We start from the raw sequence: 14,279 nt of genomic DNA, 5'->3' as shown, positions 1-14,279 counted from the left end.
GATCAAAGGTCTTTCGCGAGCCGCAGCCCCGAGAACTGCCAGCGCGCCGCCGGCGGAAAGAAGTTGCGATAGCTGGGCCGCGTGTGCCCTGCCGGCGTGGCCACGCTGCCGCCGCGCAACACCAGCTGCCCCACCATGAACTTGCCGTTGTATTCGGCCGCGATGCCAGGCATCGGACGGAAGCCGGGATACGGGTCGTACGACGAACGCGTCCACTGCCAGACATGCCCGGTCATCTGCGAGATGCCGGGTGCATCGAACGCTGCTTCCCATTCGAATTCGGTCGGCAGCCGAGCGCCGGCCCATTCGGCGTACGCGGCGGCTTCATAGAAACTGAGCTGCGATACGGGTGCATCGGCCTCCATCGGCCGCACGCCGTGCAGGCCGAACACCTGCCAGCCTGCATTGCCCTGCTGCTGCGCGCCAAGGCCAAGGCGTGGATCGTCCGGTTCGAGCCAGTACGCCGGATGCCTCCAACCGTTCGCCTGCACGGCGGCCCAGCCATCGGACAGCCAGAGCTCGGCCCGTTGATAGCCGCCGTCCGCGATGAACTGCGCGTAGTCGCCGCAGTTCACCAGCCGGTCGGCAATCGCATAGGGCTGCAGCAGGGCTTTGTGGCGCGGCGTCTCGTTGTCGAAGGAAAAGCCCTGCCCCGGGAACCCCACGTCGAGTACGCCGCCGGCTTGCTCGATCCAGCGCACGGCGGGCGGCACGGCAGCCAGCCGCAGCGCGGGCCCGCTCGCGGGCTTGTAGGCGGGCAGCAGCGGGTTGCACGACAGTGCGTGCAGGATGTCGGTGAGCAGCAGTTCCTGGTGCTGCTGCTCGTGGTTCAGCCCGAGCGTGACGATGGGCTCGACAGTGGCCCAGTCGAGCCCGCCCTCTTCGAGCAGCGCGACCACGGCCTCGTCAACGTGCCGGCGGTAGGCATGCACCTCGTCTACCGAAGGCCGCGTGAGCAGTCCGCGCTGCGGCCTCGGATGCCGCGGCCCGAGCGCCTCATAGTACGAGTTGAAGAGGTAATGAAAACGCGCGTCGAAGGGCTGGTAGCCGCCGGAATGCGGCTGCAGCAGCACGGTCTCGAAGAACCACGTGGTGTGCGCGAGGTGCCACTTGGTCGGGCTCGCGTCGGGCATCGACTGGATGCACTGGTCTTCGGCGGAAAGCGGAGCGGCAAGCGCCAGGCTCGTGGCGCGCACCTCGCGAAACCTGTCGCGCAGTGTGCTCGCCGCCTGTGTGATCGGCCGGGAAAGCGTCATGGGGTCTCCAGTCGGGTCAGCCGCAAGTTTTAGCCCATCCGGGCTGCGGCGGCGCGTAGGACAAAACGCCGCCGCCCTGCCGCCGGCACTTCGGCAAAGGGCAGCCACTGTGGCACAAGATTCGAGGCCTTGCAGGCGGCTGCGTATCATCCGTGCGATGCAAACGACCAACCCCTCGGGCAGGCCCAAAGTCGTCATCGTCGGCTGCGGATTCGGCGGACTCGAAGCGGCACGCAAGCTGCAGAGCGCCGACGTGGACGTGACGGTGATCGACAAGACCAACCACCACCTGTTCCAGCCGCTGCTGTACCAGGTGGCAACCGCCGGGCTCGCCGCGCCGTCGATCGCGGCGCCGGTGCGCGCGCTGTTCCGCAAGCAGCCGAACATCACGACGCTGCTGGGCGAGGTGGGCGGCATCGATCCGGCCACGCGATCGGTGCAACTGGCCAATGGGGACCGCGTGCCGTACGACCACCTGATCGTCGCGGCCGGTGCCACGCACAGCTATTTCGGGCACGACGAATGGGCGCCCATGGCCCCGGGCCTGAAGACGCTGGCCGATGCCTTCGAGATCCGCCGCCGCGTGCTGCTGTCGTTCGAGAGCGCCGAGGTCGCGGCCGACCTGGAGCGCCGTCGCGCCCTGCTCACCTTCGTGGTGATCGGCGCCGGCCCCACGGGCGTCGAGATGGCCGGCACGCTGGCCGAGATCGCCAAGCACACGCTGTCGGGTGAGTTCCGCCACATCGACCCCGCCAGCGCACAGGTGCTGCTGGTCGAAGGCGGCCCGCGCGTGCTGCAGGCCATGCCCGAGTCGCTGAGCCAGAAGGCACTCGAACAGCTGGAGAAACTGGGCGTCGAAGTGCGGCTCAACGCGCGCGTGACGTCCATCGATGCCACCGGGCTCGAAGTGCAGACCGGTGGTGGCGCAGACGGTGCACCGGTCGCCAGCTACCGAATCGATAGCAGCTGCGTGGTGTGGGCGGCGGGTGTGGCGGCCTCGCCGCTGGGCCGCATGCTGGGCACGGCCACCGGCGTCGAATGCGATCGCGCGGGCCGCATCAAGGTCGAGCCCGACCTGAGCCTGGCGGGCCACTCCGAAATCAGCGTGGTCGGCGACCTCGCCGCCGCCATGAGCCATGCGCCCGGCAAGCCGCCCAAGCCCGTGCCCGGCGTATCGCCCGGCGCCAAGCAGATGGGGCGCGCAGCGGCCGCCAACATCCTGCGCCGCATTGCGGGCCAGCCCACGGTGCCGTTCCGCTATGCGGACTACGGCAACCTCGCGACCATCGGCCGCAATTCGGCGGTGGTCGACCTGGGTACGCCCTTCGGCCCGCTGCGCTTCAGTGGTCGGCTCGCGTGGCTGTTCTGGCTGTTCGCGCACGCGTATTTCCTGATCGGCTTTCGCAACCGCATCGTCGTGATGATGGACTGGGCAGGCGCCTACTGGAGCTTCCAGCGCAATGCGCGCGTGGTGGCGGATGTGCAGGGCAAGAGCGAGTCCTGAAGAAGGAGATCACGCGAAATGTCGCTGGCCTTGTGGATCGCGGTGCATGCCGCCGAAGCGCTCTTCTGCCTCTGGGTGCTGCGCTGGGGCGGTGCCGAACGGCTCGAAGGCAGTTTCGCCTCGGGCCTTGTCAGCAACTTCGCGCCGCGCTGGAGCGCCGAGGGGCTGCGCATGGCGGCGCTGATCCTGCTGGTCTTCTGCGCCATCACTTTCGTCGTGGGCCTGTTCGTGCCCTCGCTGCGCTGCTGGGTCGGCGGCTCCTGCTGAGCACCGCCAACCCACCCTACTCCATCAGGTCCCGATCACGCCGCCATCGTTCTTCGTGATGGCGATGGTCGCCGAGCGCGGACGGCCCGCGCCGTCGGGCCACTTCGACACGGCGAGCGGACGATCCGGGTCGCTGCGCTCGTTGGCCGGCTCGCCCGGGTGCTGGATGTTGATGAACAGCGTGCGCAAATCTGGCGTGGCCGTGAGCCCGGTGATCTCGCAGCCGGCCGGGCCGAGCAGGAAGCGGCGGATTTCGCCCTTGGTCGGGTCGCAGGCCAGCATCTGGTTGTTGGGCAGGTTGCTGTACTCGCCCTTGCCCAGCGTGGAAGTCGACACGTCGGTCTCGATCCACAGCACGCCGCGCGCATCGACCATCAGGCCGTCGGGGCTGCCGAAGGTGTCGCCCTTGATGTTGCCCTGCGCTTCATAGCGCGTCTGCTTCGGGTCGCCCGCGAGCACGAGGTGGTTCCAGGCGAACTTGGTCGCGTCGAGGTCGCCGGTTTCCTTCCAGCGGATGATCTGGCCCATCGTGTTGTTGGAGCGCGGATTGGCCGCGTCCATGAAGGGCTGGCCGGCGCCGCCGCGGTTGCTGTTGTTGGTCAGCGTGCAGTAGACCTCCTTGGTGAGCGGGTCTACGGTGGTCCACTCGGGGCGGTCCATCTTGGTGGCGCCCAGCAGGTCGCTGGCCTGGCGTGCCTTGATGAGCACGTCGCCTTGCGTGGTGAAGCCCTTGTCGGCCACCAGGCCGTTCTTGCCCTGCACCAACGGCAGCCATTCGCCGGTGCCGTCCACGTCGAAGCGGCCGACGTACAGCGTGCCGTGGTCGAGCAGGTCGCGGTTGGCCGCGGCGCCGCCGGGCTTGACGCTGTCGCGGCTCACGAACTTGTAGATGTACTCGAAGCGCGAGTCTTCGCCCATGTAGATGACGGCGCGGCCGTCGTTGGTGAGCGCGGTGGCGGCGCCTTCGTGCGCGGCGCGGCCGAGCGCGGTGCGCTTGCGCGGCGTCGAGGTGGGGTCTTGCGGATCGATCTCGACCACCCAGCCGTAGCGGTTCGATTCGTTCGGATTCTTCGACACATCGAAGCGCGCTTCATGCTCGTGCCAGCGGTACTTCGCACCATTGCCCTTCCTGATGCCCCAGCGCTTCTGGTGGGCGTCGGGCGTGTCGGTGCCTTCGAAGTAGTCGGCGAAGTTTTCTTCGCAGGTCAGGTACGTGCCCCACGGCGTGTGGCCGTTCGAGCAGTTGTTGAAGGTACCCAGCACCTGCGTGCCCGACGGGTCGGCGGCGGTGCGCAGCATGGCGTGGCCGGCTGCGGGGCCGGTGAGCGTCATCGGCGTCAGGGCGGTGATGCGGCGCGCGAAGCGCGAGGGTGCAAGCTGCGTCCACTTGCCGCCGTCGCGCTGCAGCTCGATGACCGACACGCCGTGCGCATTCATCGACTTGCGCACCTTCTCGGGCGTCCAGGTCTTTGTGCCGTCGGTGTGCAGCAGGCCGTCGTCGACGTATTCGTGGTTCAGCACCAGCAGGCCGCGGTTGGAGCCATCGACCGGAAAGAAGGCCATGCCGTCGTGGTGCATGCCGGCCTGCAGTGCCTGCTCTTCAGCGGTGTTGGAGCCGTCGGTCTTGAAGGCGGGCATGGCGCCCGCGATGCCGGTGGCGTCGCCCCAGCGGTAGAGCACCTGGGTGCTGTAGCCCTCGGGCACAACCACGGTGTCGACGGCGGCCATCGGCACGCTCCTGAAACCGATGGCACGGCCCAGCGAACCCGCCGTGCCGCCTGTTGCCGCACACCCGGCCAGCGGGCCGAACAGCCCCGCAATCGCGGCAGCGAGGCCGCCTCGCACGAGCATGCGCCGCTTCGGGTCGGACACTTCGTGGATCGTGGGGTTGGCGGACGGGTTGGAGTCCTCCATGCGGGCGAAGTCTTTGGCCATGCTCTTGTCGTCGTGGGGTTACAGAGCCGGGCATAGTGTCGCCGCCTCGTGAATTCCGCATGACACGGGCCTGTAACAGGAACTCAGAAGAAGCCGCCCCAATGCGGCTGCTCGCCGCGCTGGCGCTTGCGCCAGTCCCAGGGCGGTGTCGGCTTCGAGTCGGCCCACAGGCCGGCGTGCCGGGCACGCGCGCTGTCCTGCAGCTTGAACAGCCCGCCGCCGCGTTTGGTGGCCAGGTGGTTGTAGTCGTACACCCAGGCCCAGCCTTCGGACACCATGCGGCTGCCGGCGTCCTCGCCGTTGCAGCGCACGTCGGCCACCGTGCGGCCATAGCGGTCGGTGTCGATCTCGGTGATGAGCGCCTGCTCGCGAAAGCAGATGTTGCTCAGCGCCTGCTTGCTGCGCTGGCCGTAGGGCTGGGCTTTTTCGGGCGCGTCGATGGCGGCGATGCGCACCTTCACGCGCTCGTAGGCGCCGATGCGGCCGCAGCGGGCGGTGAGCGTGTCGCCGTCGCTGATGCCCACGACGAGGCAGGTGCGGGGAGCGGCTTGGCTCAGGAAGGGAGAAAAGGCAAGAAGGCAGGAAAGCAGCAGCGTGCGTGAATGCATGAAGAAGCGGGGAGATAGGCAGAATGGCAGGACCGATCGAGGCTAAGTGATCCACCCGGCGGAACCGATCGGTACACAGACTTTTTCTTTTGAACCACGCTTCGAAGGAGAGCACGCACCATGCAAGAACCTACCCAGGACGACTGGTTCCTTGCGGCCAACGACGCATGGGACGCTGGCGCGCACAAGAAGGCCCTCTCGCTGTTCCTCAAGGCCGCAGCCGCGGGCGAGACCCACGCGCTCAACAGCGTCGGCTATTTCCTCGACCATGGCATCGGCGTGAAGAAGAACCCCGCGGCCGCGCGCGACTGGTACCGCAAGGCCGCCAAGGCGGGCGACGTGGCGGGGTGCGCCAACCTCGCCATCTGCTACCGCGACGAGGGCAATTTCCGCTGGGCGCGCTTCTGGTTCGAGAAGGCCTATGCGCAGGGCGACGGCGATGCAGCGCTGGAGCTGGGACGGCTCTTCCTGTGGGAAGGGCCGAACCAGAACCGGCACAAGGTGGTGGACTACCTGGGCAAGGCGGTGGCCTCGCAGTCCATCACTCCGAACGGACGCACGGAGGCGGGGGCGCTGCTGAAGTCTCTGGGCCTCATCAAGTGAAGCGCGCTCACTTCGCCGCGTTCTCGTCCTCCTGCAGCAACCGCCACATCACCTTCCCGCTGCCGCTCTTTGGCAGCGCATCGACGAACTGCACCTTGCGCGGAATCTTGTAGACAGCCATGTTCTCGCGGCACCAGTCGATGATCTGCTGCTCGGTCGTGTCCTTGTGCGTGGCGCGCAGCACCACGACGGCCTTGACCGACTCGCCGCGGTAGTCGTCCTTGGTCGAGATGACGCAGGCCTCCTGGATCGCGGGGTGGCGAAACATCAGCAGCTCGACCTCGGCCGGCCACACCTTGAAGCCGCTCGCATTGATCATCCGCTTGAGACGGTCGGTGATGAAGAAGTAGCCGTCCTCGTCCATGCGGCCCATGTCGCCCGAACGGAAGAAGCGCTTGCCCTCGAATTCGACAAAGGCAGCGGCCGTGGCATCGGGGCGCTTCCAGTAGCCCTGGAACACCTCGGGGCCGTGGATGATGATCTCGCCTGATTCGCCGATGGGCATCTCCTTCAGCGTGTCGGGGTCGACCACGCGCGCGTCGGTGCTCATGAACGGAATGCCCAGGCATTGCTGCTTGGGATGGTCCGACGGGTTGGTGTGCGAGGGCGCGGCGGTTTCAGTGAGGCCGTAGCCCTCCTGGTACTTCAACCCGTACTGCTCGAACAGGCGCTGCGCCACGGCCTGCGGCATCGCCGCGCCACCACCGCCGATGTAGGTCATGCTCGACAGGTCATAGCTCGCGAAGTTGGGGCTGGCCATGAGGTCGATGACCATGGTCGGGATGTTGGTCCAGGCCGTTACCTTCCAGCGCGAGATCAGCCGGCCGGCCACGTCGCGGTCCCAGCGCGGCATGATGATCAGCGTGGCCGCTGCGAGGATGGCCGTGTGCATCATGCTCACCACGCCGGTGATGTGGAACATGGGCACCACGGCCAGCACCACCGTCTCCGAGGTCGACCCGCCCCACATCTGGCCGGAGACCGCGTTGTGCATCAGGCTCGAATGGTGGTGGATGCAGCCCTTGGGCAGGCCGGTGGTGCCGCTGGTGTAGGGCAGCAGCGCCATGTCGTCGGCGCCCACCACGTGCTCGGGCGGCGGATGACCGGCCTCGAGCGCGTCGGTCCAGGCGATGACCTTGCCGCCGTCCAGCGCGGGCAGCGGATGGCGGGTGGTGAGCCAGTCTTTCCAGGCGGGGGCCGGGGCGTCGTCGCCCGACGCGTCGGCGTCGAAGGCGTCGGTGAACTGGGTCACGATCATGTGGGCGAGCCGATGCTCGGGTGGCAGCGCATTGCTGGCCTTGGCCAATTCGGGCGCCAGGTCGCCGGTGATGATGGCCACCTTGGCGTCGGGATCGGTGATGTAGTGCTTGAGCTCCTCGGCCCGGTTCATCGGGTTGACCGGCACCACCACCGCATTGGCGCACAGGATCGCGAAATGCGCGATCACCAGCTGCGGGCAGTTCTGCATGTCCAGGATCACGCGGTCGCCGCGCTTCACGCCCAGCGCATGCAGCGTGCCAGCCAGGCGCTCGGCCTGGGCGGCGAACTCGCGGTAGCTGATCACGCGGCCGAAGAACACGAGCGCGGGCTTGTCGGGATAGCGTGCGGCCGAGGTGGCCAGGTTATGCCAGAGGGAGGTGGCGGGGACGGTAATCGAATGCGGGAGGCGTTTGGGCCAGAACTTGTAATGCGGGCGTTGTTGCATGGTGAGTACAGGCGGGACAAAGAAAAGCGCGACAGCCCGCCAGCCTAAGCCGCCAAGGCCGCCGCTCCCATCGGGGAAGCCCCCGGAGCGTCGCCTAGGTGACGCCATTTCTTCTCACATGCGCAACCTTCTGCTCTCGCGCCTTGCGACTACAGACACGGGCCGCCTTCCGCGCGATACCTGTCAGCCCCCACCTACCGAATGAAGGAACTCACATGGCAGCAGAAAAGCACGCAAGCGTTCACTGGGAAGGTGCCGGCAAGACCGGCAAAGGCCAGGTCAGCACCGAGACCGGCGCCCTGAAAAACTACCCCTACGGCTTCGCCAGCCGCTTCGAGGACGACAAGCGCGGCACCAACCCCGAGGAAATCGTCGGCGCGGCGCATGCCGCCTGCCTCACGATGGCCTTCGCCTTCGCGCTCGAAAGAGAAGGCCTGGCCGCCACGAAGATCGACACCAGGGCCGCCGTGCGGCTGGCCAAGGACGGCGATGGCTTCAAGATCGACCGTATTGCGCTCGAACTCGACGCCTCCGTGCCGAACCTCGACGAAGCCAGGTTCCAGCAGATCGCGGCTGCCGCCAAGGCCGGCTGCCCGCTGTCGAAGGCGCTGGCGAGCGTGCCCGAGATCACGCTGAAGGCCACGCTGGCCGGCTGAACCCGCTGCTTATGATCGTCTCCCAATAAAAAGGAGACGGATCATGAACAAGCCTGCCCGGACCGCGCTCGCGGTCCTTTCTTTCGCCCTCGGCACGGCCGCGATGGCGGCCTACCCCGACAAGCCGATCAAGGTCGTCATCGGCTTTCCGGCCGGCGGCCCGCTCGACCAGCACGCGCGCCTGCTCACCGACAAGCTGCAGGCCGTGCTCGGCCAGCCGCTGATCGTCGACTACAAGCCCGGCGCGGGCGGCTCGGTAGGCGCCGACGCGGTCGCCAAGAGCCCGGCCGACGGCTACACGCTGATGCTGGCCAACACCGGCGTGGCCGTGATCAACGGCGCGCTCTACAGCAAGCTGCCCTACAACACGCAGCGCGACTTCGTGCCCATCGCGCGCACCGCCATGCAGCCGCTGGCGCTGCTGGTCACGCCCAAGCTGCCGGCGCAGAACCTCAAGCAGTTCGTCGACTACGCCAAGGCGCGGCCGGGCCAGGTCAACTACGGCTCGGCCGGCAACGGCGGCATCAGCCACCTGGTGCCCGAGATGTTCAAGACCGCGACGGGCATCTTCATGGTGCACATCCCCTACCGCGGCAGTGCGCCGGCCTTCACCGACCTGATGGGCGGGCAGGTGCAGTTCATGGCCGAGTCGATTCCGCAAGCCGCCAACTATCACAAGCAGGGCAAGGTGCGCGCACTGGCCGTGACCAGCCGCGAGCGCAACCCCGCCCTGCCCGACGTGCCGACCGTGATCGAGTCGGGCGTCAAGGGCTTCGAGGTGGTGGGCTTCTATGGCTTCTTCGCGCCGAAGGACACGCCGAAAGACGTGGTCGCCAAACTCAGCGACGCATTCAGGCAGGTGCTGAACAACCCCGAGGTGCGCGACCGCATGGTGAGCCAGGGCGCAGACCCGGCCTTCCTGGGCAGCGAGGATTTCGCGCGCTTCCTGGCAACGGAAACGCCGCGCTGGGAAAAGGCCGTGAAGGCGTCGGGCGCGCGGATGGACTGATTCCGCACGCCTTCAGCGCGGCTCAGCGCGGCGTGGCCGCATGCCGCTCCAGCTGCGCACGGTCCAGAAGCTCGATGCTGCGGTAGCGCACGCGCAGCGTGCCGTCTTCTTCCCACAGCTTCAATTGCCGGTTCACGCTCTGGCGCGACACGCCGAGCATGAACGACAGGTCTTCCTGCGACACGCCCAGCAGCGTGCCGCCGCCCTCGCCCGGGCTTTGGGCGCGCGCGTCCAGCGTGAGCAGCCGGTGCGCGAGCCGCACCTGCAGCGGCATCAGGATCACGTCGTCGATCCACGCCAGCGCCTGGCGCAGCCGCAGGCAGACCAGCCGGGTGAAGGCCATGTGCACGTCGGGATGTTCGGCCACCAGCCGGTGGAAGTCGGCCGCCGCGACCACCGCCATCTCGGTCGTGTCGGCCGCGCAGGTGTCGTAGACGCGCTCGCGCCCGACCAGCAGCGACACCTCGCCGAACCAGTGGCCGGGTTCGAGCATCGCGATCACCGCCTCGCGCCCGCCCGGCGCGACCACGCTCACGCGCAACGAACCGCTGACCACGCCGAACAGCGCATCGGGCGACGACCCCTTGTGAAAGAGCGACTCGCCGCGCGCCAGCATGCGCCGGTGCGCCACGGCGAGCAGCCGCTGCTGCACGTCCCCGGCCAGCCGCATGTCGCTGTTGTGCACCGGTGACGGCTGCGCGTCCGGCGCGGCGCTGGTGGCGTTGGATGAAGGGGGCGTGCGTGGCATCGCGGGTTTGTCCCGAGCGGCGATTGCCAACACCGGACAGTCTTGTTGCGGGAGCGTGCCGATAGTAAGCAGCGAGCCCGGACCTGCGCATTCGCAGCAACCCGATGTCACCTGTCATCCCTGTCACATGGAGCACACCCCGATGAACGACAACAACACCCCACGCACCGAACTTCAAGCCCGCCGCGAGCGCCTCGTGCTCGACCATTTCGCCGACGAGACCCGGCAGGACTTCGACGCCGTGCTCGGCACCTTCCCGCATCCGCACTACGAACTGATTCCCAGCGGCGAAGTGCACGACGGCATTGCCGACGTGCGCCAGTACTACGCCGACACGCGCCGCGCCTTTCCCGACCAGCGGCACGAGATCATCCAGTTGCGGCACGCCGACGATTCGGTGGTCGTCGAGTTCTGGCTGCTGGGCACGCACCGCGGTCCGCTCAAAGGCCTGCCGCCGACAGGCAACAGCTTTCGCTGCCGCATGAACGCGTTCTTCATCTTCGAAGGCGACCGGCTGGTGTGCGAGCGCGTGTACTTCGACACGCTGACGATGCTTCGGCAGCTGCTGGCCGGTGTGCCCGCGGAGCATGTCGCCGCGCTGGTAGGCGGGTTGCTGGGGCAGCCAGCCGCAACTCGCGCACCCGAGGCGGCGGCTGCATGACTGCGCTGCGCAACGATGCGCTCGCAGGCCGCCACGCCATCGTGACGGGCGGCGCGCGCGGCATCGGCCTTGCAATAGCGCGGCGCTATCTGGCAGCCGGCGCCAGCGTCGCGCTGTGGGACCTCGATGCGTCAGTACTGGCAAATGCGCTGCGAACGCTCGCACCGCTCGGCACCGCCACCTCGGCAGTCGTCGACGTGCGCGACGAAGATCAGGTCGCCCGTGCCGCCGTCCAGTCGCAGGAACGCTTCGGCGGCATAGACATCCTCGTGAACAACGCCGGAGTGCTCGGGCCGACCGTGCCTGCCTGGGAGCACACGCCCGCGCAGTGGCGCAACGTGCTCGACATCAACCTGACGGGCGCGTGGCTGTGCTGCCGCGCGGTCGCACCGGTGATGCTCGCCCGCCGGCGTGGCCGCATCGTCAACATCGCCTCGGTTGCCGGCAAGGAGGGCAACGGCTTCAACGCCGCCTACTCGGCCTCCAAGGCCGGGCTCATTTCGCTGACCAAGTCGCTCGGCAAGGAGCTGGCTGCATCGGGCGTGCTGGTGAACTGCATCACGCCCTCGGCGGCCGACACCGAAGTGTTCGCGGCTGTGCCCGCCGAGCACCGCGAACAGCTGCGCACCGCCCTGCTCTCGCGCGTGCCGATGGGGCGCTTCGTCGAGGTCGACGAGGTGGCCGCGATGGCGGCATGGCTGGCATCGGACGACTGCTCTTTCAGCACCGGCGCGGTGTTCGACATTTCGGGCGGCCGCTCGATGTACTGAGAGCCTGCGCGCCAAAAGCCAAGGAGAACTTCCCATGACCCGAGACCCCGACCCGACCGGCTTCGCACACCTGGCGGATTTCGACGGCACCCGCGACGCCACCATGCCGCAAGACCGCCTGCGCGCCATCCGCCGCTCAGCCGAAGGCCTGCGCGAACGCCTGCTCGATGCGCCGCCGGTGCGCTTCGCGCGCAGCTTCAACCTGCTGCGCATTCCGTACCCCGCATGGTTCGCCTTCACCGGCGTGTATTCGCAGCAGCTGCTCAAGCCGCACATGGTCCACCTGCTGGCGCGCACCGTGCTGATCCAGTACGACGACTTCGAAGGCCGCCTGCGCACACTGCTGTTCACGCCGGCCGATTTCGAGGCCGGCAACGAAACGCCCTACTTCAAGCGCCTGGGCGAGCAAACGCCGAAATTTCTGCACAAGGCCATCGCACCGGTCTACCAGACTGTCCTGCAGGCGCTGGCAAGCTGCGGCGTCGCGCCGGAGCAAGTCGACTTCATCACCTACGACCACCTGCACACGCAGGACGTACGCCGCTGGCTCGGCAGCGCCGCCATGCCGGGCCTGCTGCCGAACGCCAGGCTGCTGGTGCACCGCCAGGAACTCGCCAGCGTGCAAGGCTTGCTGCCGGTGCAGGCCGAGTGGTACTGCCCGCACGGGCTCGAAGGCGTGCCGGCCGAGCGCATCGTGCCCTTCGACGGCAGCATCCAACTGGGCCGCGGCCTTGCGCTAGTGCATACGCCGGGCCACACAGAGGGCAACCATTCGCTGGTCTACCGCATCGCCGACGGCCTGCGCGTGAGCAGCGAGAACGGCGTGGCGGCCGACAGCTGGGCGCCGCTGCAGTCGCGGCACAACGGCATCCGCCGCTACGCGCAGGCTACCGGCGCGGAGGTGATCCTCAACGGCAACACGCAGGAAAGCAGCAACGACCAGTACCTGTCGATGGTGCTGGAGAAGACTCTCGCCGGCACCTCGTCTTCGCACGGGTTCAGCAACGTGGTGCCGTCGGCTGAATGCTCGCCGCACTGGCTGTTTCCGGGCGCGCCGGCCAGCCACCTGTGGGGCGAGACCTGCTTCGGCACGCCCACCGTCGCCTGACAAGCCGCCGCAGGAACAACACAGAAGGAGACACAGACGATGAACACCGCCACCCTCCATGCCGCGGACGCACGCACGCCGGCCGACACCACCGACGCCGCGCTCTTCCGCAAGATCACCTGGCGCCTGATGCCGCTGCTGTGCGCCTGCTACGTGCTGAACTATCTCGACCGCACCAATGTCGGCTATGCACAGCTGCAGATGAAGGACCAGCTGGGCTTCAGCGACGCGGTGTTCGGCCTGGGCGCGGGCATCTTCTTCATCGGCTATGCGGTGTTCGAGATTCCGAGCAACCTGATGCTCGCGAAGATCGGCGTGCGCGCAACGCTGCTGCGCATCATGGGCCTGTGGGGGCTGGCATCGGCGGCGATGATGTCCGCAACCACGCCCACGCAGTTCTACGTGCTGCGCTTTCTCATCGGCGTGTTCGAGGCCGGCTTCGCGCCGGGCGTGCTGTTCTACCTGACGCTGTGGTTCCCGTCGCACCGCCGCGCACAGGCCACAGCGCTGTTCTTCATGGCTTTCGGCGCGGCGCCCATCGTGGCAGGGCCGATCGCCGGGCTCACCATGACCTACCTGGACGGCGTGCTGTCGCTGCGCGGCTGGCAGTGGCTGTTCCTGCTCGAAGGCATTCCGAGCGTGCTGCTGGGCGTGGCGGCGTTCCGCTGGCTGTCGAACAGTCCGTCGCAGGCGGCCTGGCTGTCCGCAGCCGAGAAGCAGCGCGTGGCGCGCCTGCTGGCCGAAGACCAGGCCGCGAACGGCGCCACCGGGCGCCACACCTTCGGCGCGGCCATGCGCGACGCCCGGGTCTGGCTGATCGGCTTCATGTCGTTCCTGATCATCCTGGGCATCTACGCCATGTCGTTCTGGCAGCCCACGATCCTGAAGTCGATGGGGCTCAGCGTGCTGCAGATCGGCTTCTATTCAGTCATTCCGGCGGTGGCGGGCATTGCGGCCAACATCGTCGTGGGGCGGCATTCGGACCGGTGCAAGGAGCGCCGCTGGCACTTTGCGCTGAGCGCAGTGGTGGGCGCCGCCGGGCTGGCGCTGACCACGCTCTTCATGCACAACGCCTTTGCCGCCGTGCTGTGCCTGGCACTGGCGGCCATGGGCATTTCCGCCGCGTTCACAGTGCTCTGGTCGGTGCCCGGCAATTTCATGTCGAAGAGCGCCGCGGCCGCGGGCATCGCGCTCATCAGCACCATCGGCGGGAGCGCAGGGCTGGTGGCGCCGATGATGGTCGGCGCGCTGAAGACGCTGACGGGCGGCTTCACCCTCAGCCTCTACGTGCTGAGCGGGGCCCTGGTGCTGTCGGCATTGCTCATGCTTGTGGCCTTGCCGGCGAGCGCACTGGGCCGGGGACAAGCCCGGCGCTGAGCCCGCGCGCCCCTTTCGGGGTCATGTTCCATTTAGGTGCACAGATCTTGCATACCAGTTGGCACAGAAGCT

At 67.8% G+C, this 14,279-nt stretch carries 14 protein-coding genes; 9 read left to right on the top strand and 5 right to left on the bottom strand.

Translation table 11 applies throughout. The features are described 5' to 3' along the window. Nucleotides 1–2: 2 nt before the first annotated feature. Nucleotides 3–1,256, bottom strand: a complete 1,254-nt coding sequence (gene egtB, locus ACTG4X_RS11840) for an ergothioneine biosynthesis protein EgtB (RefSeq protein WP_440533875.1) — start codon at nucleotides 1,254–1,256, stop codon at nucleotides 3–5. Nucleotides 1,257–1,413: 157 nt separating this feature from the next. Here egtB and ACTG4X_RS11835 point away from each other — a divergent pair, with 157 nt between their 5' ends. Both ACTG4X_RS11835 and ACTG4X_RS11830 read left to right on the top strand, forming a co-directional pair. Next, the gene (locus ACTG4X_RS11835; RefSeq protein WP_440533874.1) at nucleotides 1,414–2,760 is read left to right on the top strand and encodes an NAD(P)/FAD-dependent oxidoreductase; all 1,347 of its coding nucleotides are present in this window, start codon (nucleotides 1,414–1,416) and stop codon (nucleotides 2,758–2,760) included. 18 nt (nucleotides 2,761–2,778) lie between these two features. Beyond that, the gene (locus tag ACTG4X_RS11830; protein WP_097199583.1) at nucleotides 2,779–3,027 is read left to right on the top strand and encodes a hypothetical protein; all 249 of its coding nucleotides are present in this window, start codon (nucleotides 2,779–2,781) and stop codon (nucleotides 3,025–3,027) included. A 24-nt stretch (nucleotides 3,028–3,051) separates the two neighbouring features. Here ACTG4X_RS11830 and ACTG4X_RS11825 read toward each other — a convergent pair whose 3' ends face one another. Both ACTG4X_RS11825 and ACTG4X_RS11820 read right to left on the bottom strand, forming a co-directional pair. Then, a complete protein-coding gene (locus ACTG4X_RS11825; RefSeq protein WP_440533873.1) occupies nucleotides 3,052–4,962 on the bottom strand; it encodes a PhoX family protein in 1,911 nt (636 codons plus the stop codon). Nucleotides 4,963–5,045: 83 nt separating this feature from the next. Then, nucleotides 5,046–5,570: a thermonuclease family protein gene (locus ACTG4X_RS11820; protein ID WP_440533872.1), complete on the bottom strand. Its 525-nt coding sequence runs from the start codon at nucleotides 5,568–5,570 to the stop codon at nucleotides 5,046–5,048. A 120-nt stretch (nucleotides 5,571–5,690) separates the two neighbouring features. Here ACTG4X_RS11820 and ACTG4X_RS11815 point away from each other — a divergent pair, with 120 nt between their 5' ends. Next, nucleotides 5,691–6,173 (top strand): tetratricopeptide repeat protein, encoded by a 483-nt coding sequence (locus ACTG4X_RS11815; protein ID WP_093058310.1) that lies wholly within the window; start codon nucleotides 5,691–5,693, stop codon nucleotides 6,171–6,173. A 7-nt stretch (nucleotides 6,174–6,180) separates the two neighbouring features. On the opposite strand, the gene ACTG4X_RS11810 is transcribed toward ACTG4X_RS11815, so the two are convergent. Next, nucleotides 6,181–7,878: a long-chain fatty acid--CoA ligase gene (locus ACTG4X_RS11810; protein WP_440533871.1), complete on the bottom strand. Its 1,698-nt coding sequence runs from the start codon at nucleotides 7,876–7,878 to the stop codon at nucleotides 6,181–6,183. 215 nt (nucleotides 7,879–8,093) lie between these two features. Between ACTG4X_RS11810 and ACTG4X_RS11805 the strand changes: the two genes are divergently transcribed. Continuing rightward, nucleotides 8,094–8,534, top strand: a complete 441-nt coding sequence (locus ACTG4X_RS11805; protein WP_440533870.1) for an OsmC family protein — start codon at nucleotides 8,094–8,096, stop codon at nucleotides 8,532–8,534. A gap of 43 nt (nucleotides 8,535–8,577) precedes the next feature. Next, nucleotides 8,578–9,543, top strand: a complete 966-nt coding sequence (locus ACTG4X_RS11800; RefSeq protein ID WP_093058307.1) for a Bug family tripartite tricarboxylate transporter substrate binding protein — start codon at nucleotides 8,578–8,580, stop codon at nucleotides 9,541–9,543. Nucleotides 9,544–9,565: 22 nt separating this feature from the next. On the opposite strand, the gene ACTG4X_RS11795 is transcribed toward ACTG4X_RS11800, so the two are convergent. After that, the gene (locus tag ACTG4X_RS11795; protein WP_097199586.1) at nucleotides 9,566–10,291 is read right to left on the bottom strand and encodes a Crp/Fnr family transcriptional regulator; all 726 of its coding nucleotides are present in this window, start codon (nucleotides 10,289–10,291) and stop codon (nucleotides 9,566–9,568) included. 142 nt (nucleotides 10,292–10,433) lie between these two features. On the opposite strand from ACTG4X_RS11795, the gene ACTG4X_RS11790 reads away from it, so the two are divergent. From ACTG4X_RS11790 to ACTG4X_RS11775, 4 genes are read left to right on the top strand one after another with little or no spacing between them, the layout of a single operon-like run. Beyond that, nucleotides 10,434–10,952: an ester cyclase gene (locus ACTG4X_RS11790; RefSeq protein WP_093058326.1), complete on the top strand. Its 519-nt coding sequence runs from the start codon at nucleotides 10,434–10,436 to the stop codon at nucleotides 10,950–10,952. Then, nucleotides 10,949–11,722 (top strand): SDR family NAD(P)-dependent oxidoreductase, encoded by a 774-nt coding sequence (locus ACTG4X_RS11785; protein ID WP_440533869.1) that lies wholly within the window; start codon nucleotides 10,949–10,951, stop codon nucleotides 11,720–11,722. Before ACTG4X_RS11790 ends, ACTG4X_RS11785 begins: the two co-directional genes overlap by 4 nt. 34 nt (nucleotides 11,723–11,756) lie before the next feature. Then, a complete protein-coding gene (locus tag ACTG4X_RS11780; protein WP_440533868.1) occupies nucleotides 11,757–12,830 on the top strand; it encodes a hypothetical protein in 1,074 nt (357 codons plus the stop codon). Nucleotides 12,831–12,869: 39 nt separating this feature from the next. Further along, nucleotides 12,870–14,207, top strand: coding sequence for an MFS transporter (locus tag ACTG4X_RS11775; protein ID WP_440533867.1), 1,338 nt, complete (start codon nucleotides 12,870–12,872; stop codon nucleotides 14,205–14,207). Nucleotides 14,208–14,279: the final 72 nt, after the last annotated feature.

This window comes from Variovorax sp. YR566 (assembly GCF_051992195.1).
Taxonomy (GTDB): Bacteria; Pseudomonadota; Gammaproteobacteria; order Burkholderiales; family Burkholderiaceae_C; genus Variovorax.
Note: the sequence above shows the minus strand (reverse complement) of the source record. Positions and strands in the feature narration are given on the sequence as shown.